The organism is Sphingopyxis sp. C-1, assembly GCF_001047015.1.
Lineage (GTDB): Bacteria > Pseudomonadota > Alphaproteobacteria > Sphingomonadales > Sphingomonadaceae > Sphingopyxis.
On sequence record NZ_BBRO01000001.1, the window covers coordinates 2,930,412 to 2,947,558 of the forward strand.

At 64.4% G+C, this 17,147-nt stretch carries 21 protein-coding genes; 15 read left to right on the top strand and 6 right to left on the bottom strand.

The annotated features are described in order from the left end of the window. Position 1: 1 nt before the first annotated feature. Positions 2-331, top strand: coding sequence for a UrcA family protein (locus tag SC1_RS13750; protein WP_062182688.1), 330 nt, complete (start codon positions 2-4; stop codon positions 329-331). A gap of 317 nt (positions 332-648) precedes the next feature. On the opposite strand, the gene SC1_RS13755 is transcribed toward SC1_RS13750, so the two are convergent. Further along, on the bottom strand, positions 649-942 hold the full coding sequence (locus tag SC1_RS13755; protein WP_152682402.1) for a hypothetical protein: 294 nt from the start codon (positions 940-942) through the stop codon (positions 649-651). 111 nt (positions 943-1,053) lie between these two features. Then, complete coding sequence (locus tag SC1_RS13760) at positions 1,054-1,446, bottom strand: helix-turn-helix domain-containing protein (RefSeq protein WP_062182694.1); 393 nt, start codon at positions 1,444-1,446, stop codon at positions 1,054-1,056. A gap of 113 nt (positions 1,447-1,559) precedes the next feature. Here SC1_RS13760 and SC1_RS13765 point away from each other — a divergent pair, with 113 nt between their 5' ends. The 4 genes from SC1_RS13765 to SC1_RS13780 all read left to right on the top strand — a co-directional run bounded on the left by SC1_RS13765 (position 1,560) and on the right by SC1_RS13780 (position 5,063). Next, a complete protein-coding gene (locus SC1_RS13765; RefSeq protein WP_062182697.1) occupies positions 1,560-2,303 on the top strand; it encodes an SDR family oxidoreductase in 744 nt (247 codons plus the stop codon). A 196-nt stretch (positions 2,304-2,499) separates the two neighbouring features. Beyond that, positions 2,500-3,747, top strand: a complete 1,248-nt coding sequence (gene rlmN / locus SC1_RS13770) for a 23S rRNA (adenine(2503)-C(2))-methyltransferase RlmN (RefSeq protein ID WP_062182700.1) — start codon at positions 2,500-2,502, stop codon at positions 3,745-3,747. 239 nt (positions 3,748-3,986) lie between these two features. Next, the gene (locus SC1_RS13775) at positions 3,987-4,445 is read left to right on the top strand and encodes an outer membrane protein (protein ID WP_062182703.1); all 459 of its coding nucleotides are present in this window, start codon (positions 3,987-3,989) and stop codon (positions 4,443-4,445) included. A gap of 294 nt (positions 4,446-4,739) precedes the next feature. Then, entirely contained in the window at positions 4,740-5,063 is a 324-nt protein-coding gene (locus SC1_RS13780; RefSeq protein ID WP_062184197.1) for a YnfA family protein, read from the top strand. Here the strand turns inward: SC1_RS13780 and SC1_RS13785 are convergent. Next, positions 5,060-5,773: an arylesterase gene (locus SC1_RS13785; RefSeq protein ID WP_062182707.1), complete on the bottom strand. Its 714-nt coding sequence runs from the start codon at positions 5,771-5,773 to the stop codon at positions 5,060-5,062. The two genes, SC1_RS13780 and SC1_RS13785, sit on opposite strands and share 4 nt — an antisense overlap. A gap of 16 nt (positions 5,774-5,789) precedes the next feature. Between SC1_RS13785 and SC1_RS13790 the strand changes: the two genes are divergently transcribed. Both SC1_RS13790 and SC1_RS13795 read left to right on the top strand, forming a co-directional pair. Next, complete coding sequence (locus SC1_RS13790) at positions 5,790-6,491, top strand: ABC transporter ATP-binding protein (protein WP_062182711.1); 702 nt, start codon at positions 5,790-5,792, stop codon at positions 6,489-6,491. A 94-nt stretch (positions 6,492-6,585) separates the two neighbouring features. Then, positions 6,586-9,087, top strand: a complete 2,502-nt coding sequence (locus SC1_RS13795; protein WP_062182714.1) for an ABC transporter permease — start codon at positions 6,586-6,588, stop codon at positions 9,085-9,087. On the opposite strand, the gene SC1_RS13800 is transcribed toward SC1_RS13795, so the two are convergent. Genes SC1_RS13800 through thrS form a run of 3 tightly spaced genes read right to left on the bottom strand, consistent with a single transcriptional unit; the run spans position 9,084 to position 12,699 of the window. Beyond that, positions 9,084-9,845, bottom strand: a complete 762-nt coding sequence (locus SC1_RS13800) for a sulfite exporter TauE/SafE family protein (RefSeq protein WP_062182717.1) — start codon at positions 9,843-9,845, stop codon at positions 9,084-9,086. The genes SC1_RS13795 and SC1_RS13800 overlap by 4 nt on opposite strands. Beyond that, entirely contained in the window at positions 9,842-10,708 is an 867-nt protein-coding gene (locus SC1_RS13805; protein WP_238586698.1) for a metallophosphoesterase, read from the bottom strand. Before SC1_RS13805 ends, SC1_RS13800 begins: the two co-directional genes overlap by 4 nt. Next, positions 10,705-12,699 (bottom strand): threonine--tRNA ligase, encoded by a 1,995-nt coding sequence (gene thrS, locus SC1_RS13810; protein ID WP_370568749.1) that lies wholly within the window; start codon positions 12,697-12,699, stop codon positions 10,705-10,707. The genes SC1_RS13805 and thrS overlap by 4 nt, the downstream gene beginning before the upstream one ends. A 155-nt stretch (positions 12,700-12,854) precedes the next feature. On the opposite strand from thrS, the gene SC1_RS13815 reads away from it, so the two are divergent. The 8 genes from SC1_RS13815 to SC1_RS13850 all read left to right on the top strand — a co-directional run bounded on the left by SC1_RS13815 (position 12,855) and on the right by SC1_RS13850 (position 17,056). Then, entirely contained in the window at positions 12,855-13,229 is a 375-nt protein-coding gene (locus tag SC1_RS13815) for a VOC family protein (RefSeq protein ID WP_062182723.1), read from the top strand. Between the two features lie 71 nt (positions 13,230-13,300). After that, positions 13,301-13,555, top strand: a complete 255-nt coding sequence (locus SC1_RS13820) for a DUF6356 family protein (protein ID WP_062182726.1) — start codon at positions 13,301-13,303, stop codon at positions 13,553-13,555. Between the two features lie 122 nt (positions 13,556-13,677). Then, positions 13,678-14,439 carry an alpha/beta fold hydrolase gene (locus SC1_RS13825; RefSeq protein WP_062182729.1) on the top strand — a complete coding sequence of 254 codons (762 nt, stop codon included), beginning with the start codon at positions 13,678-13,680 and terminating at the stop codon, positions 14,437-14,439. A gap of 9 nt (positions 14,440-14,448) precedes the next feature. Continuing rightward, the gene (locus SC1_RS13830) at positions 14,449-14,886 is read left to right on the top strand and encodes a thioesterase family protein (RefSeq protein WP_062182732.1); all 438 of its coding nucleotides are present in this window, start codon (positions 14,449-14,451) and stop codon (positions 14,884-14,886) included. Positions 14,887-14,895: 9 nt separating this feature from the next. After that, positions 14,896-15,333: a VOC family protein gene (locus SC1_RS13835; RefSeq protein WP_062182735.1), complete on the top strand. Its 438-nt coding sequence runs from the start codon at positions 14,896-14,898 to the stop codon at positions 15,331-15,333. Positions 15,334-15,343: 10 nt separating this feature from the next. Next, positions 15,344-15,751 (top strand): VOC family protein, encoded by a 408-nt coding sequence (locus tag SC1_RS13840; RefSeq protein ID WP_062182738.1) that lies wholly within the window; start codon positions 15,344-15,346, stop codon positions 15,749-15,751. Positions 15,752-15,819: 68 nt separating this feature from the next. Next, positions 15,820-16,548, top strand: a complete 729-nt coding sequence (gene gloB / locus SC1_RS13845) for a hydroxyacylglutathione hydrolase (protein WP_062182741.1) — start codon at positions 15,820-15,822, stop codon at positions 16,546-16,548. 61 nt (positions 16,549-16,609) lie between these two features. Continuing rightward, positions 16,610-17,056, top strand: coding sequence for a hypothetical protein (locus SC1_RS13850; RefSeq protein WP_238586699.1), 447 nt, complete (start codon positions 16,610-16,612; stop codon positions 17,054-17,056). Positions 17,057-17,147 lie beyond the last annotated feature (91 nt).

A 17,147-nucleotide genomic window follows, 5' to 3' on the forward strand; every position in this document is an offset into this window, starting at 1 on the left:
GATGCAAAAGCTTCTGATCCTCGCCGCCCTCGCTGCCGTATCGATCGGCCAGCCTGCTTCGGCGCAAACCGCCCCTGCGAACCCGAGCGTCGCAGTGGCGCACAAAGATCTCGACCTCCGCACCGAAGCCGGCACCAAAGCGCTCGACCGCCGTATCTGGCGCGCCGTCGTCGAAGTGTGCGGAACTGCCCCCGATTTCGACATCGCGGGCAAGAATGACGTGCGGCAATGCCGCCGCGACACAAAGCGCGTCGCCTCGGCACAGGCCGATGTGGTGGTTGCCAGCGCATCGCGCGACCAACTGATCCAGGTCAGCTCGATCCGCAACTGATCGGCGGACCCAAGTTGCAGGGCCCGTCAAAGCCGGGACCATGATTCGGGCACGATCATGGTCCCGGCTTGCTATTCCGATAATGTAATTTCGCCATGCCGGGCTTGAAACGGGATCCCGCTCTTTTTCGTATATCGGCAGCTCTCGCCTGCAAGCGGGACCCCGGATCAAGTCCGGGGTGACGATGAAAGAGAGCCTATTCCCGGTCGCTCCAAATCGCCCCGGATCACCCCGGATCACCCCGCTCGTCGAACGCCACCGGGGCACTGGCTTTTCAAGCTGCCCTCAGGAAACTCGCGAGGTCCAGATGAGGCAGACTAACTGAATGTGTCTGTCAGCTGGTCATCGGGTAGCCAGTGCTTTTCATACCGACGCTTGCGCTCCCAAAAGACGACGGCAGCACCAACGCCATATATAATTCCCGCGAAGAGAAAGCTTCCGCTGTTGAAGCCATATAGCAGCGTCGCGATCGTCCAGGCCGTGAGTACGGTTGCAACCGCGCGCGGGACCGGCTCGAATTTTTTGAAAGCAACGAAGCTTACAAGCCAAGACAAGATCAACATCCCCAAGATGCCGCCGACTATTACTGCCACCAATATCGTCAATGTCATTCAATTTTCCAAACTACTATGAACTGCGGAACGACATACATTGTTATTTGATTTTATCAATATCATCGAGACCGCAATCTGCCACAGCGTCAACCCACATTTTTCGAAACATTACGTTCGCTCGTCGAACGCCATCCGGGCCCGTGCCACCTTTTCCAGATTGGCCTCCGCCCAGACCCATACGCCGCAAAAGGCTTCGCCCAGACTGTGGCCTAGGTCGGTCAGGCAATATTCGACCTTGGGCGGGACGACCGGGTGAACCGTCCGCACCAACAATCCGTCGCGCTCCATCTGGCGCAGCGTCTGCGTCAGCATCTTTTGGCTGATGCCCGGGACGCGTCGCGACAGTTCGGTGAAGCGGCAGGTCCCGTGATCCTCCAGCTCCTCAAGAACGAGTAGGGTCCATTTGTCGGCGACTCGGCCGATCAGTTCGTTGACGAGCGTTTCGACGCGCGGGTCGACCGGCGCATTGGGGTCGTAAGAGATTTTTTCGGGCGTGGGCATGACGGAAAATCCAAATCTCTCTTTTTGGTAACTATGGCACTTTTGGGTGCCTACTTTCTTTTGGAGAGTATAGGGATATCTAGTCCTTCTCACCACCCCCAAAGGAGGCAAATATGAAAACCACAGGCAACACCATCCTCGTCACCGGCGGGGGTTCGGGCATTGGGTTGGCGCTCGCGCAGCGTTGGCACGATGCGGGCAACACGGTCATCGTCACCGGGCGCAATGCCGCAAAGCTGGAGGCGACGATCGCGGGCCGGCCGAATATGACGGCGGTGTCGCTCGACGTCACCGATGCCGATGCGATCGCGGCCTTCGCGAAAGAGATCGTCGCGAAATTTCCGAGCCTCAACGTGCTGGTGAACAATGCCGGTATCATGAATGCCGAGGACGTAAGCGCGAAGCGCGACCTGACGCAGGCCGAAGCGACGGTCGTGACCAACATCCTCGGCCCGATCCGGCTGATCGATGCGCTGGTCGATCATCTGGCGGCGCAGGCGGACAGCGCGATTGTCAATGTGACATCAGGGCTCGCCTTTGTGCCCTTCCCCAAGGCGCCGACCTATTCGGCGACCAAGGCCGCGGTCCACAGCTATTCGGTCGCGCTGCGTATCCAGTTGGAAGGCAAGGTCGAAGTGATCGAACTGGCGCCGCCCGCCGTCCGCACCGACCTGACGCCGGGACAATCGACGCGCGAGGGTTATATGCCGCTCGATGAGTTCGCCGACGAGGTGATGGCGCTGTTTGCCGTAGAGCCGACGCCCGCGGAAATCCTGGTGCAGAATGTCCTGCCGCTGCGTAATGCCGAGGCGAGCGGGACGGTGCCGCAGGTGCTGGAACGGCTGAAGGCGTTGTAAGCTCAGACAATCCTCCCCGTGGCGAAGCCATGGGGAGGTGGCAGCGCGAAGCGCTGACGGAGGGGCTATAACGCGGCGTCGCGGCCCCTCCACCACGCCCTACGGGCGCGGTCCCCCTCCCCATCGCTGCGCGACAGGGAGGATCGATGCCGGAAGATTGCTCTTTTGCCCCTTCCCCACTATATGGCCGCGCATCATGCAGATTCCTGGCCATATCGACCCCGTCACGACGGGCACCGTTCCCTTGCGCGGCGGCAACCGCATCGACCTGGTCGGACTGACGCGCGACGCGATCGGCGGAGTGCTGGTCGAAGCGGGTCTGGACGCAAAGGCCGCGAAGCTGCGCGCCAAGCAGATATGGCACTGGATCTATCACCGCGGCGTCACCGATTTCGAGGCGATGACCGATATCGCCAAGGCAATGCGGCCCTGGCTCACCGACCGCTTCATCATCGGCCGCCCGACGGTGCGCGAGGCGCAGGTATCGAACGACGGTACGCGCAAATGGCTGCTCGCTGCCGCCGACGGCCAGGAATATGAGATGGTTTTCATCCCCGACGCCGATCGGGGAACGCTGTGCGTGTCGAGCCAGGTCGGCTGCACGCTCAACTGCCGTTTCTGCCACACCGGGACGATGCGTCTCGTCCGCAACCTCGGCGCCGGCGAGATCGTCGGGCAGGTTCTGCTCGCGCGCGACGCGCTCGGCGAATGGCCCAAGGGAACGATGGCGGGCTTCGGCCCCGATCCCGAGGACGACGATGCCGACGACGAGGCTGGTCATTATACCGCCGACGGACGAATGCTTACCAACATCGTGATGATGGGCATGGGCGAGCCGCTCTATAATTTCGACGAGGTGAAGGGCGCGCTCAAGATCGTGATGGACGGCGACGGCTTGGCGCTGTCGAAGCGGCGTATCACGCTGTCGACCAGCGGCGTGGTGCCGATGATGGCGCGCGCGGGCGAAGAGATCGGCGTCAATCTAGCGGTGTCGCTCCACGCGGTGTCGAAGGAAATCCGCGACGAGATCGTCCCGCTCAATCGCAAATATGGCATCGAGGAATTGTTGCAGGCGTGCGCCGATTATCCCGGCGCGAACAACGCGCGGCGCATCACCTTCGAATATGTGATGCTCAAGGACAAGAATGACAGCGACGAGGATGCGCGCGAGCTCGTCCGGCTGATCAAGCAGTATAAGCTGCCCGCAAAGGTCAACCTGATCCCCTTCAACCCATGGCCCGGCGCCCCTTATGAATGTTCGACGCCCGAACGCGTGCGCGCGTTCAGCAGCCTGATTTTCAAGGCGGGGATTTCGGCACCGGTGCGCACCCCGCGCGGACGCGACATCATGGCCGCGTGCGGCCAGTTGAAGAGCGCGGCGACCAAGCCGACTCGTGCCGAGCTCGACCGGATAGCCGAAGAGAAGCAGGCCGCGCTGGGCTAGGCTGCCGGCAAAAGGCGCCTCCGCGCCGCCCTTCACCATAATAGCTGCGTTCAAAATGCACGGTTTTCCGGGCTATGCGGTCGCATACCTATTCTATACTGTGTGGTAAAAATAACACAGGTAAGAAAATTGTCACATTCTGAACGATCCGTTCATTGCAGCGACAGCCGCGAGCCCCATTTACGGGGTCGGTCGCGACCCAAAGGGCGTGACCCGATTAAAAGCAGAAGGAAAAAAACATGAAGAAATTCGCAGTTGCAGCCGCTCTCCTGACGGCCATCGTTGCAACCCCCGCACTCGCAGCACCCGGCGGCGAAGGCCGCGTGGAAGTCCGCGGCGGTCTGATCACCGGCAATGGCCAGGACGAAGCCACCCTCGGCGCCGCCGCCGGTTATGACTTCGACCTCGGCAGCTCGACCTTCCTCGGTGCCGAAATCGCGGGTGACAAGGTCCTCGTCGACGGCGCGAAGGTCCAGTTCTCGGCCGGCGGCCGCGCGGGCGCCAAGATCGGTGCGAACGGCAAGCTTTACGCCACCGGCGGCTACACCTTCGGCGACGTCGATGATCCGTACGTCGGCGCCGGCTACCAGCACAAGCTGGGCCAGAACCTCTATGCCAAGGGTGAATATCGTCACCAGTTCATCAACAACTTCGGCGACTTCGACACCTTCGTCGTCGGCGTCGGCTTCGCTTTCTGATCCTTTCGGAACAGCGAATGACAAAGAAGGGGCGGCCTGCGGGTCGCCCCTTTTCTTTTGGATTGCGGGTTTCGACCGGGAGCCGCCCTATCTTTCGTCGTCACTCCGGACTTGATCCGGGGTCCCGCTTGAGGTCGAAACCAGTGAGCGCCTTCAAAAAGCGGGATCCCGGGTCAAGCCCGGGATGACGGAAGTGAGTGACTGAACGTCCGCTGCCCATCCCAGAGCGGACAATTGCGCGGCGTCGACAATCATCTTCTTCCATTTCGGTCGCGCGCGCGCCACGGTGGGGCGATGACTGCCTTTGCCTATATCGGGGCCGCGCTGGCCGAAATCGCGGGTTGCTTCGCCTTCTGGGCTTGGCTCCGGCTCGGCAAGTCCATCTGGTGGATCGCGCCCGGCATGGCGGCGCTCGCGCTGTTCGCCTATCTGCTGACACTGGTCGATGCCGAGCATGCGGGGCGCACCTACGCGGCCTATGGCGGCGTCTATATCGTCTCGGCGCTCATGTGGCTGTGGGCGGTCGAAGGTGCGAAGCCCGACCGCTGGGACCTGATCGGCGCCGCCGTGTGCCTGGGCGGCGCGGCGATCATATTGTTCGGGCCGCGGGGGAGTTAGCCCGCGTTCGGCAGCGCCTGTTCGACCAGCGGCGCCAGTCCCTCGGCCACCACCGTCACCCCCTTGGCATTGGGATGCATATTGTCGCCGAGCATCAGCGCCTTGTCGGTGACGACATTGTCGAGGATGAAGGGATAGAAGCTTGCCGCATATTTCGACGCGAGTTCGGGGTAGATGGGGTTGAACTTCTTCGCATAGTCGCTGCCGAGATTCGGCGCGGCCAACATGCCGGTGAGCAACACCGGAATATCACGCTTCTTTAGCTCGGCGAGCATCGCGTCGAGATTGGCGCGCGTCTGGTCGGGACCGATGCCGCGCAGCATGTCGTTCCCGCCGAGGCCGAGCACGACGAGCGAGGGCTTTGTCTTTGCATTGTCGAGCACATAGGTCAGGCGCTGGCGCCCCGCGGCGGTCGTGTCGCCCGAGACACCCGCATTCTGCACGCGCGCGACGACGCCGTCGTCCGCAAGCGCGGCCTGCAATTGCGGCGCGAGGCCTTCCTTTGGGCCAAGCTGGTATCCCGCGTAGAGGCTGTCGCCGAACGCGATCACAAGCGGTGCGTCGGCGGGGATCACCGGCGCCGTTTTCGCCGCGACCTTGTCATTGGTCGAAGCCGACGGGTTTTCCGCCGATCCGCACGCGGCGAGCGGTTGGCAAAGCGCAATTGCGCAACCATATATCAACAAAGAGCGCCATCCGGCCGTTCTCATTTCAAAGGGTCCCTTCTTGACCGACGCGCCTCGACCTTCGCCAGACCTGGCGATCGCCGCCCATAATGTGACGCTGACGCTCGGAAGCGACAAGGCCCCTGTCGAAATTTTGCGCGGCGTCGATCTGGAAGTTCCCGCAGGCACCTCGGTCGCGCTGCTCGGACCGTCAGGGTCGGGCAAAAGCTCGCTGATGGCGGTGCTCGCGGGGCTCGAACGCGCCAACGGCGGCAGCATCAACGTCGCGGGGCTCGATTTCGCGACGATGGACGAGGATGATCTGGCGCGCGCGCGGCGCGGCCGCATAGGCATCGTGCTGCAGGCCTTTCACCTGCTCCCGACCATGACCGCTTTGGAAAATGTCGCCGTGCCGCTCGAACTCGCCGGGATTGCCGATCCGTTCGGCCGCGCCGCCGCCGAACTCGAAGCCGTCGGCCTGGGCCACCGCCTCACACATTATCCCGCGCAATTGTCGGGCGGCGAACAGCAGCGCGTTGCCATCGCGCGCGCAATGGCAAGTTCGCCCGCCATCATCTTTGCCGACGAGCCGACGGGCAATCTCGACACCGCGACGGGCCAGTCGATCATCGAACTGATCTTTGCGCGCCGCGCCGCGCTGGGCGCGACTTTGCTCATCATCACCCACGACCCCGAACTCGCCGAACATTGCGACCGCGTGGTCGTGATGCACGACGGGAAAATCGAAGAGCGGGCGGCGTGAGTTCTCCCCAGCGCCGTTCGCATCGAGCCCTTCGACTGCCCGCGGTACGCGCGCTCAGGGCTCGATGCGAACGGGTCTTGGAGGTTTTGCCCTGATGCTCCCGCTCGCTACACTCTGGCGGATCGCGCGCCGCGACCTTGCGACGCGTATCCGCGGCCTGCGCCTCCTCGCCGTCTGCCTGTTCCTTGGCGTCGCGACGCTCGCGGCGATCGGCAGCCTGACGCGCGGCATCACCTCCGAACTCGAAGTGCGCGGGCAGACGATCCTTGGCGGCGATGTCGAATTCAGCCTGCCGCAGCGCGAGGCCACTCCTCAAGAAATGGCCGGCTTTCGCCGCGTCGGCACGCCCTCGGCAACCGTGCGGCTGCGCGCGATGGCGAACGATCCCGACGGCGAGGCGCTGCTTTCCGAACTGAAAGCAGTCGACGGCGCCTATCCGCTCTATGGCACGATGCGGCTGGAAAGCGGCGCACGTAAGGGCCCACCACCGGCGGGCGGCATCTGGATCGGCAAGGACCTTGCCTCTCGCCTCGACCTTCAAGTCGGGGGTGACGTGAAGTTCGGCGAAAAGACATTCCGGATCGACGGCATCATCGCCGAAGAACCCGACCGCCTGGGCGAAGGCTTCACGCTTGGTCCCGTCGCGATGATCGGCCTTTCCGACCTGCCCGCGACGCAATTGATCCAGCCGGGCAGCCTTTACGAAAGCAAATATCGCGTCCGCCTGCCCGATAGCGCGAACCCCGAAGCGGTCGGCAAGGCGCTGACCGCCGAATTCCCCGATGCGGGATGGGACATCACTGACAGCAGCAACGGTGCGCCCGGCACGCGGCGCTTTATCGAGCGCATGGGCCAGTTTCTGTCGCTCGTCGGTCTCGCCGCACTGGTGATTGCCGGGATCGGCGTCGGCAATGGCGTCGCGAGCTATCTTGCGGGCAAGCGCCCCGGCCTTGCGACGCTGAAGGTGCTGGGCGCCGACAGCGGCACGGTGGCGCGCATTTACGGACTGCAGATTCTCGCGGTCGCGGCGGTGTCGATCATCGCCGGGCTGGTCGTCGGCGCACTTGCGCCCGCGATCATCGGCGCGATTGCGGGCGATGTGCTGCCGGTCAAGCCGGGCGTTGCCATCTATCCGCTGCCGCTTGCCGTCAGCGCCGCCTATGGCCTGCTGATCGCGATCGCCTTTGCCCTGCCCCCGCTTGCGGCGACGCGGCACGTTCCCGCCGCCGGGCTTTACCGCGCGACGGTGAGCGGCGCGGCGCGGATCGATCGGCAGACGGTCGTTGCCGTCGCGGCAGCGCTCGCGGCGATCATCGCGCTGGCGGTCGGCACCGCGCGCGAGCCGTTGTTCGCGCTCGGTTTCATCGGGGCGGCGATCGGACTGCTGCTCATTCTCGTCGGGCTTGGCTGGCTGGTGCGGCGCACCGCGAGCCGCCTGCCGCGGCCGAAACGCCCGCTGTTCCGCCTGGCGCTCGCGAACCTGCACCGCCCCGGCGCTGCGACCGGCGCGCTCGTCGTGGCGCTGGGGCTGGGGCTCACGCTCTTCGTGACGCTCGCGGCGATTCAGACGAGCATCACCGCCGAAATCCGGTCGACCGTGCCGCAGCGCGCGCCGAGCTTTTTCGTACTCGACGTGCCGCGTACCGAGACCGCGCGCTTTCGGACGATGGTGACGGGGGCCGACCCCAAGGCGGAGATCAACATGATTCCGGCGCTGCGCGGCAGCGTCACCGAATTTGCGGGCCAGCGCGTCGACGAGCTTGCCGAACTGCCGGAGGGCGCGTGGGTGCTGCGCGGCGACCGCGGGCTGACCTATAGCCCCGTGCTTCCGAACGGCAGCGAACTGGTCGGCGGCCAATGGTGGGCGGCCGATTACAAGGGCCCGCCGCTGGTCAGCGTCGAGCAGGAGGTGGCCACCTCGCTCGGGCTGAAACTGGGCGATACGCTGTCGGTCAATGTGCTTGGGGTCGAAGTGCAAGCGAAGGTCGCATCCTTCCGCACCGTCAATTGGGACAATTTCGGGCTGAACTATGTGCTCGTCTTCTCGCCCGGCACTTTCGACGCGGCGCCGCATAATATGGTCGCGACCGTGGCCGTTGGGCCCGAAGCCGAAACCGCCCTTTCGCGCAGCATCCCGCGCGCTTTCCCGTCGGCCTCACTGATCGCGGTGCGCGATGTCGTGTCGCAGGTGACGACGCTGCTGACGCAGATGAGCCAGGCGATCGCCGCGGCAGCGAGCATCGCGATCCTGGCCGGGATCGCGGTGCTGATCGGCGCGATTGCGGCGAGCCGCGAGCGGCGCGTTTACGATAGCGTGATCCTGAAGCTGCTGGGCGCGACGCGGGGTCAGATACTCGGCGCGCAGGGCATGGAATATGCGGTGCTCGCGGGCATTCTTGCGGTGCTGGCGCTGGGGCTGGGCCTTGCGGGCGCGTGGTATGTCGTGACGCAATTGTTCGATTTCGACTTCGCGCCCGACCCGCTGATCGTCGGCCTGACCCTGCTCGGCGGCGCAGGGCTGTCCTTTCTGATCGGGATTGCGGGAAGCTGGCCGCTCTTGTCGGCGAAACCCGCGCAGGCGCTGCGCAGCCTCTAGTTCAGCAGGCGGAGCAGCGCCGACAGGCCGGCGATACCGAGGACTACTGCAACGATGCCGCGCCACACCGGCACGGGCACGCGGCCGAACAGCCGCGTTCCGACATGGTCGCCGAGCGCCATCGGGACAAAGAGCAACAGCGACAGGATGAAGAGCTTCATCGTGGCGAGGCCGAGCCAGAGCGAGGCGAGCGTCCCGGCGATCGCGGTGGCGAAAAAGACGAGCATCATCGAGGCGCGCGCGACATCGGGCGTGATCCGCTGGCGCAGGTAAAAGGGCACGACCGGCGGCCCCGGCATTGCGGCAAAGCCCGTGAGAATGCCCGAGGCGATGCCGGTCAGGCCGATCGACATCCGCCCCGGCTTATGGCCATCGGGATGCTGCGGCATCAGGATCAGCAGGAAGGCGGCGATAGCGATGATCGCGATCAGCAAGCGGGCGATGTCAGGCGTCACGGCCTTCAGCGCAAGCATGCCTAGCGGCGTCGCGAGCATCGCGAGCACGCCGATCGGGAATGCGGTGCGGCGGTCGGCACCGGCGGCGATGCGCTGAAAACCGACCGGGCCGATCAGCAATTGCAGCAGGATGCCCAGCACCACCGCCTCGCCCGGCGGCATGATCAGCCCGAGCAAGGGCACGAGGATGATCGCCATGCCGAAACCGGTGAGGCCGCGCACGAAGGCGGCGCCGAACGTCATCGCTGCGGCGCCGGCGAAGGTCCATGGGGCGAGTCCGGCGAGATGCGCAAGATCGGTCACTTCGCGGCGGCCTTGGGCCCCAGCGTGACGAGCCAAGCGTCCGGCGGGGTGTTGAAACGGAGCGGCAACAGGCTGGTGCCAAGTCCGGCGCCGACGAAGACGCGCTGGCCCTTGTCGTCGATATCGCCGCACGCGAAGCGGTCGCCGTAGCGCGAAACATAGGTCAAGGCGCCGATGAAGGGGAAGCGAATCTGGCCGCAGTGCGTGTGGCCCGCGAAGACCGCGGCGACGGGGCGTGGCAGGTCGGGAACGATGTCAGGACTGTGCGTCAGCAGCAGCGGCACGCCGGCGCCGAGCCGGTCCATCGCCGCGAAGGTGGCGGGTACATCGTCATGCCCCGAATAATCATCGTCGACTCCGCCGACGACCAGCGGTCCGATCTTGACGGCTTCATTCTGTAGCACGCGAATGCCGAGCTTTTCGAGTTCGCCGCGCAGCGCGTCGGGCTTGAACCAATGATCGTGATTGCCCGGCGCGACGACGACGCCCAATGGCGCGCGAAGGCCGCCAAGCGGTGCCACCACCTCGGCAGGCGTGTAAATATGCGTGGCGCCGCGCCTTTCGCTGACGAGGTCGCCCGCGATCAGGACCAGATCTGGCTTCAGCCGGTTGAGTTCGCCGACGATCCGCGCCAGCCGCGCGGGCGGCATGTCGGGGCCGGCGACATGCGTGTCAGAGAGCAACAGGATCCTGACTGGTCCCTGCCCCTTTGGCCAGTCGCCCACTTCGACGCTTGCGCTGCGGATCAGCGGATCGCGCGTCGCGTTCCAATAGCCCTTGGCGAGAAGCGCCGCGCCGACGAACGCCAGCAGCAACAGCCAGCGCAGCCATCGGCGCGGACGACGCTTCTCGGGCGCGATCAACTGCGCAGGTCGGGCGGGGTCGCCTCACCCTTCAGCATCGCGATCGCTTCGGCGAGCGGCATGATGCGCTGGCCGTCCTGACCGAGGGTGCGGATCGCGACGGTGCCTTCCTCCGCTTCGCGATTGCCGACCACCAGCAGATAGGGAACCTTGGCGAGGCTGTGTTCGCGGACCTTATAGTTGATCTTCTCGTTGCGGACGTCGATGTCGGTGCGGATGCCCGCCGCCGTGAGCTGGGCGACCGCGTCCTTGGCATATTCGTCGGCGTCGCTGACGATCGTCGCGACGACGGCCTGCACCGGCGCGAGCCAGGTCGGGAAGCGGCCGGCGAAATGTTCGATCAATATGCCGATGAAACGCTCATAGGTGCCGAGGATCGCGCGGTGGAGCATTACCGGGCGATGGCGCTCGCCATCCTCACCGATATAGCTCGCATCGAGACGCTCGGGCATCACGCGGTCGGACTGGATCGTTCCGCACTGCCAGGTCCGGCCGATCGCGTCGGTCAGGTGGAATTCGAGCTTGGGCGCATAAAAGGCACCCTCGCCCGGCAGTTCTTCCCAGCCATAATCGTCATTCGCCATGCGCGCGCGCGCGACGGCTTCGCGCAGTTCCGCCTCGGCCTTGTCCCACATTTCCTCGGTGCCGAAGCGCTTTTCGGGGCGCAGCGCGAGCTTCACCGCATATTTTTCGAAGCCGAGTTCGCGATAGACGCGGTCAAGGAGTTGGCAGAAGGCGCGCACTTCCTCGACGATCTGATCTTCGCGGCAGAAGATATGGCCGTCGTCCTGCGTGAACTGGCGCACGCGCATGATGCCATGCAGCGCGCCATGCGGCTCGTTGCGGTGGCAGCAGCCCATTTCGGCCATGCGCAGCGGAAGGTCGCGATACGACTTCATCCCCTGACGGAAGATCAGGACGTGCGCGGGGCAGTTCATCGGCTTGAGCGCCATCCATTCGGCGCCGTCGGAGACGATCGGACCTTCGTCCTCGATGTTCGGGACTTCGTCGGGGATGACGAACATATTCTCGCGATATTTGCCCCAGTGGCCCGACTGCTCCCACTGCTTGGCGTCCATCACCTGCGGGGTCTTGACCTCCTGATAGCCCGAGCCGTCGATCGCGCGGCGCATGTAGGCCTCAAGCTCGCGATAGATGCGATAGCCCTTGGGGTGCCAGAAGACGCTGCCATGCGCCTCTTCCTGCAGGTGGAACAGGTCCATCTCGCGGCCGATCTTGCGATGGTCGCGCTTTGCGGCCTCTTCCAGCCGGACGAGATGCTCGGCGAGCTGCTTCTTGTTGAGCCAACCGGTGCCATAGATGCGGCTCAATTGCGCATTCTTCTGATCGCCGCGCCAATAGGCGCCCGACACGCGCGTCAGCTTGAACGCGGCGGGGTCGAGCTTGCCCGTCGAGGCGAGGTGCGGGCCGCGGCACATGTCCATCCAGCCGTCGCCGCTGCGATAAACAGTCAGTTCCTCGCCCTGCGGCAGCTCGGCCGCCCATTCGGCCTTGAAGCTCTCACCCTCGGCGGCCCATTTGGCGATCAGCTTGTCGCGCTCCCAAACCTCGCGCGTCAGCGGCAGGTCGGCGGCGATGATCTTGCGCATCTCCTCCTCGATCAGCGGCAGTTCGTCGTCGCGGAACGGGCCATGCTCGGCGGTCGGCGCGAAGTCATAATAAAAGCCGTCGCCCGTCGACGGGCCGAAGGTGATCTGCGTCCCTGGAAACAGGTTCTGCACCGCCTCGGCCAGCACATGCGCGTAGTCGTGGCGAAAGAGTTCGAGCGCATCGGCCTCGTCGCGGCTCGTCACCAGCGACAGGTTCGTGTCTTCGTCCAGCGGGCGCATGATGTCGCGCAGTTCACCGTCGATTTTCGCGGCGAGCGCGGCCTTGGCAAGGCCGGGGCCGATGTCGGCCGCGATCTGCAGCGCGGTAGTCCCGCGCACGACTTCACGGGCAGAGCCATCGGGAAGGGTGACGCGGATCATGTCGGACATCGAAAAACGGGCCTTTCTTGCGCAAAAGTGCGGGCGCCCCTTTGCCAGTCATGCTGCGCCGCCGCAAGGGGTGCGACGTTCGGGCAAGGTTTGTGTTCGGGGGCGTTGCCCGTCATAAATAGGGCGCCCTTGATGGAGTTGCCAGCATGACCGATCCGACCCACAGCATCGTGGCGATTTTGCCGTGCAGCAATCTCGATGCGAGCACAGCCTTTTACGAAAGACTCGGCCTGTCGGTCGTCAGCGATTACGGCACCTATCGCCTGCTCGACGACGGCAAGGGATGGCAGCTTCACCTGACCAATGAATCGGGACCGACCTGGCCGGAACGCAATCAGAATCCGTTTGGCCTCTACCTTTACACCGACAGCGTTGCCGAGCTTGCGGAGGTCGTCGGCGACGCGATCCTCGGCCCCATAAAAACGCCGACGCACAAGCCGTGGGGAATGTATGAATTCGCGCTTTCCGACCCCGACGAGACGCTGGTGCGCATCGGCTGGCCGAGCCGATTGATCGAGTGATCAGCCGCGCCGGCCTTGCGGGACTCGCCGGCCGCCGCTAGGGCGACGACAGCCGAAAAGGAGCCACCCCCATGTTCAATCGCCTGTTCGTCGACCATCCGAAGAGCGTCGATGAAAATTACATCGAACATTTCGGCGTCGCGTCGAAATTTGGCGTCACGATGATCTATGGCGGCCTCTGCGCGCTCGTCCATGCGGTCGTTCCCGGCTGGTGCATCACGACCGGCAGCGACACGATCCAGCGGCTCAACCATATCATGGTCGAAAAGCGGCGCGCCAAGGGGCAGGCCGTCATGCAGATGAGCACGATCGACTGGGTCATCTGATCCGCGTGCGCCCTACTGGTACGCCTGAATCCCGCTCGCATCGAGCGAAGTCGAGATGCCCCTCGGCCTCGCGCTATCCCGATGGGTGTCTCGACTTCGCTCGACACGAACGGAATTAGAGAATGGGCGACCCTACCGTACCCAGCTATCTCGACCGTTCGGGCCGCCCGCGGCTCGCCTATCGCCATACGCCGGGTGCCGGCCCGACGATCGTCTTCCTGCCCGGCTATATGTCGGACATGGCGGGCGGCAAGGCGACCGCATTGTTCGACTGGGCGGCGGCCGAGGGCCATGCCTGCCTGCTGCTCGATTACGCCGGCTGCGGATTGTCGGACGGCCTTTTCGCCGACCAGACCCTGCTCGACTGGCGCGGCGATGTGCTCGACCTGATCGATGCGAAGGCCGAGGGACCCGTGATCATCGTCGGATCGTCAATGGGCGGGTGGCTGATGCTGCTGACCGCATTGGCGCTTGTTCAGCGCGACGGGCCGGGCCGGGTTGCGGGGCTCGTCGGGATCGCCGCGGCGCCCGACTTTACCGACTGGGGTTTCAGCGATGCCGAGAAGGCGATCATCCTCGCCGAGGGCGCGCTGGTCGAGGAAACGCCGTACAGCGACCAACCCTATGTGACGACGCGCGGCTTTTTCCAGTCGGGCGAGGCGAACCGGCTGCTAGCGGCCGAAATCCCCCTCGCCTGCCCTGTTCGCCTGCTCCACGGCGAAGAGGATGGCGACGTACCACCCGATATCAGCCTGCGCCTGTCGGCGGCGCTTGCGAGCGCGGATGTGCAGGTGACGCTGGTCAAGGGTGGCGACCACCGCCTGTCGCGCGACACCGATATCGCGCTGCTTATCGACACCGTCGCGCGGCTCGCGACCAACTAGAGGATCATCATGGCCCGCAGCGATTTCAAATTCAGCGTCAAAAAGCGTGTCCGCTATGCCGAGATCGACGCGCAGGCCGTGGTTTTCAACAGCCGTTACCTCGAATATTTCGATATCGGCATCACCGAATATTGGCGCGCGGCGGGGGTTTATGATCGCTGGCCCGCAAATGACAGCCCCGAATTCCACGTCGCGCGTGCCGAGGTCGATTATAAGGTGCCGATCCTGCTCGACGAGGAAATCGACATTTGCGTGCGCTGCTCGCGCGTCGGCCGCAGTTCGATGACCTTCCTGTTCGAACTGCACGGCGCCGGAAAGGACGATCTGCGCGCGACGGGGCTGGAAGTCAGCGTCCATGTCGAAGAGGCACAGGGTGCAACCGCCCCGGTGCCCGATGCATTCGTATCCCTGTTCGAAGCGTTTGAAGATCGCCCCCTTCGCGCCTAATATGGGCGGATGACCAAATATCTTCACACGATGATCCGCGTATCGGATCCCGACGCCACGGTCGATTTCTTCAAGCTGATCGGGCTGGAGGAAACGCGCCGTTTCGACAGCGAACAAGGCCGGTTCACGCTAATCTTTCTCGCCGCCCCCGGACAGGGCGACATGGCCGAGGTCGAGCTGACCTATAACTGGCCGCCCGCCGACGGCAGCGCGCCCGAGGAATATTCGGGCGGGCGCAATTTCGGTCATCTCGCGTATCGCGTCGACGATATCTATGCGACCTGCCAGCGGCTGATGGACGCCGGAGTGACGATCAATCGCCCGCCGCGCGACGGCCATATGGCGTTCGTGCGCTCGCCCGACGGCATTTCGGTCGAACTGCTGCAGGAAGGCCATCTGCCGCCGCAGGAACCCTGGGCGTCGATGCCCAACACCGGCGCCTGGTAGGAGCGGCGCGATGCCGGGCCTGTTGATCAATATCGACGTGCCCGACCTCGCCGCTGGCGAGCATTTCTATATAAATGCGCTGGGGCTGACCGCGGCCCGGCGGTTCGACGATGATATCGTCGAACTGACCGGGTGCGAGGTGCCCATCTATCTGATCGCCAAGCCCGCCGGGTCGACGATCGGCCCCCGTGGCGGCGATTTCCGCCGCTACAACCGGCATTGGACGCCGGTGCATCCTGACTTTTCGGTCGCCAGCCTCGACGACGCGGCCCAGCGAGCTCTTGCCGCAGGCGCGGTGCAGGAAGGCGAGACATTGGATCTTCCCTATGGCAGACAGGCGATGTTCGCCGATCCTTTCGGCAACGGATTCTGCCTGATCGAGTTCAACGAGCGGGGATATGACGCCCTTCTGGGCTGAGCAGGCAGACCAAGGCCCCGGCGCCGCCGCTCCGTCTTGAAGGGGCGAGACGCTGGAAAGGAGATATCATGGCTGCGCTGGACATCGTCCGAATTCCCGTCCTCAGCGACAATTATGTCTGGCTGGTCCATGACCCTGAAAGCGGTGCGACGATGGTCGTCGACCCCGCCGTCGCCGAGCCGGTACTTGCGGCAGCGGCGGAACGCGGCTGGACGATTACCGATATCTGGAACACTCACTGGCATCCCGATCACACCGGCGGCAACGCGGCGATCAAGGAAGCGACTGGCTGCACGATCACCGGCCCCGCCGCCGAATATGCCCGCATCCCGACGCTCGACGTGCAGGTAAAGGGCGGCGACAAGGTGCGACTGGGCGAACATGTCGCCGACGTCTGGGATGTACCCGCGCATACCGCCGGCCATATCGCCTATCATTTCACGCACGATGCCGCGATCTTCGTCGGCGACACGATGTTCGCGATGGGCTGTGGCCGCCTGTTCGAGGGCACCGCCGAACAGATGTTCGCCAATATGCAGAAACTCGGCACGCTCGACGATGCGACGCGCGTTTACTGCGCGCACGAATATACGCTGTCGAACGCACGCTTTGCGGTGACGGTCGAGCCCGACAATGTCGCGCTGGCCGAACGGCTCGCCGCGGTCGAGTCCGCGCGCGCCGCCGGCGAGGCCACGGTGCCGACGAGCATCGGCGAGGAGCGCGCGACCAACCCCTTTCTCCGCGCGCCGAGCGCGGCCGAACTCGGCCGTATCCGCGCGCTCAAGGATGCGGCATGATGCCGCTTCAGCACCTATTCATCCGCAAAGGCTATTATGGCCGATCTCAAGGAGCATATTCATGGCGAAGCTGAACCTGATGGCTGCCGCGCTGTTGACTGCGGCAGCGCCGCTGGTCGCAAGCTGCGCGCCCGCCGGTTCGGGCGAGCCCGGTGCCGCCGCGCTGACCCCCAAACAGGCGGAGCGGCTCGACAAGCAGCTCGCGGGCAAGGTTCCGGGGCCGCCCGTCCGCTGCCTTCCCAATTATCGAAGTAATGATACCATTCGCGTGTCGGATAGCATCTTGCTCTATCGTTCCAGCGGTAATCTGGTATACAGGAATGACTTGAAGAGTAGTTGTCCGGGTCTTGCGCGGGACAGCGACATCATGGTGGTACGCCAGTTCGGGTCGTCGACCTGCGAAGGCGATTTCTTCCACCTGGTCGACCGGTCGAGCGGAATCCGCGGCCCTACTTGTGTTTTTGGTGAATTCGTCCCCTATCGCAAACCGGCGGGGGACAAAGGCTGAGCCAAGGTTCAGTCGCAGGCGGGGACCGGTTTGCGCCGAGCTCTTCGGGTCGCAACCCCGCCTGCTTATGTTCTCTTCCCCCTTGATGGGG

What these genes read in the sequence shown, in the direction of transcription:
- SC1_RS13750 (WP_062182688.1), top strand. Translation starts at nt 2, where the DNA reads ATGCAAAAGCTTCTGATCCTCGCCGCCCTCGCTGCCGTATCGATCGGC.
- SC1_RS13755 (WP_152682402.1), bottom strand. Translation starts at nt 942, where the DNA reads ATGACATTGACGATATTGGTGGCAGTAATAGTCGGCGGCATCTTGGGG.
- SC1_RS13760 (WP_062182694.1), bottom strand. Translation starts at nt 1,446, where the DNA reads ATGCCCACGCCCGAAAAAATCTCTTACGACCCCAATGCGCCGGTCGAC.
- SC1_RS13765 (WP_062182697.1), top strand. Translation starts at nt 1,560, where the DNA reads ATGAAAACCACAGGCAACACCATCCTCGTCACCGGCGGGGGTTCGGGC.
- rlmN (WP_062182700.1), top strand. Translation starts at nt 2,500, where the DNA reads ATGCAGATTCCTGGCCATATCGACCCCGTCACGACGGGCACCGTTCCC.
- SC1_RS13775 (WP_062182703.1), top strand. Translation starts at nt 3,987, where the DNA reads ATGAAGAAATTCGCAGTTGCAGCCGCTCTCCTGACGGCCATCGTTGCA.
- SC1_RS13780 (WP_062184197.1), top strand. Translation starts at nt 4,740, where the DNA reads ATGACTGCCTTTGCCTATATCGGGGCCGCGCTGGCCGAAATCGCGGGT.
- SC1_RS13785 (WP_062182707.1), bottom strand. Translation starts at nt 5,773, where the DNA reads ATGAGAACGGCCGGATGGCGCTCTTTGTTGATATATGGTTGCGCAATT.
- SC1_RS13795 (WP_062182714.1), top strand. Translation starts at nt 6,586, where the DNA reads ATGCTCCCGCTCGCTACACTCTGGCGGATCGCGCGCCGCGACCTTGCG.
- thrS (WP_370568749.1), bottom strand. Translation starts at nt 12,699, where the DNA reads ATGATCCGCGTCACCCTTCCCGATGGCTCTGCCCGTGAAGTCGTGCGC.
- SC1_RS13815 (WP_062182723.1), top strand. Translation starts at nt 12,855, where the DNA reads ATGACCGATCCGACCCACAGCATCGTGGCGATTTTGCCGTGCAGCAAT.
- SC1_RS13820 (WP_062182726.1), top strand. Translation starts at nt 13,301, where the DNA reads ATGTTCAATCGCCTGTTCGTCGACCATCCGAAGAGCGTCGATGAAAAT.
- SC1_RS13825 (WP_062182729.1), top strand. Translation starts at nt 13,678, where the DNA reads ATGGGCGACCCTACCGTACCCAGCTATCTCGACCGTTCGGGCCGCCCG.
- SC1_RS13830 (WP_062182732.1), top strand. Translation starts at nt 14,449, where the DNA reads ATGGCCCGCAGCGATTTCAAATTCAGCGTCAAAAAGCGTGTCCGCTAT.
- SC1_RS13835 (WP_062182735.1), top strand. Translation starts at nt 14,896, where the DNA reads ATGACCAAATATCTTCACACGATGATCCGCGTATCGGATCCCGACGCC.
- SC1_RS13840 (WP_062182738.1), top strand. Translation starts at nt 15,344, where the DNA reads ATGCCGGGCCTGTTGATCAATATCGACGTGCCCGACCTCGCCGCTGGC.
- gloB (WP_062182741.1), top strand. Translation starts at nt 15,820, where the DNA reads ATGGCTGCGCTGGACATCGTCCGAATTCCCGTCCTCAGCGACAATTAT.
- SC1_RS13850 (WP_238586699.1), top strand. Translation starts at nt 16,610, where the DNA reads ATGGCGAAGCTGAACCTGATGGCTGCCGCGCTGTTGACTGCGGCAGCG.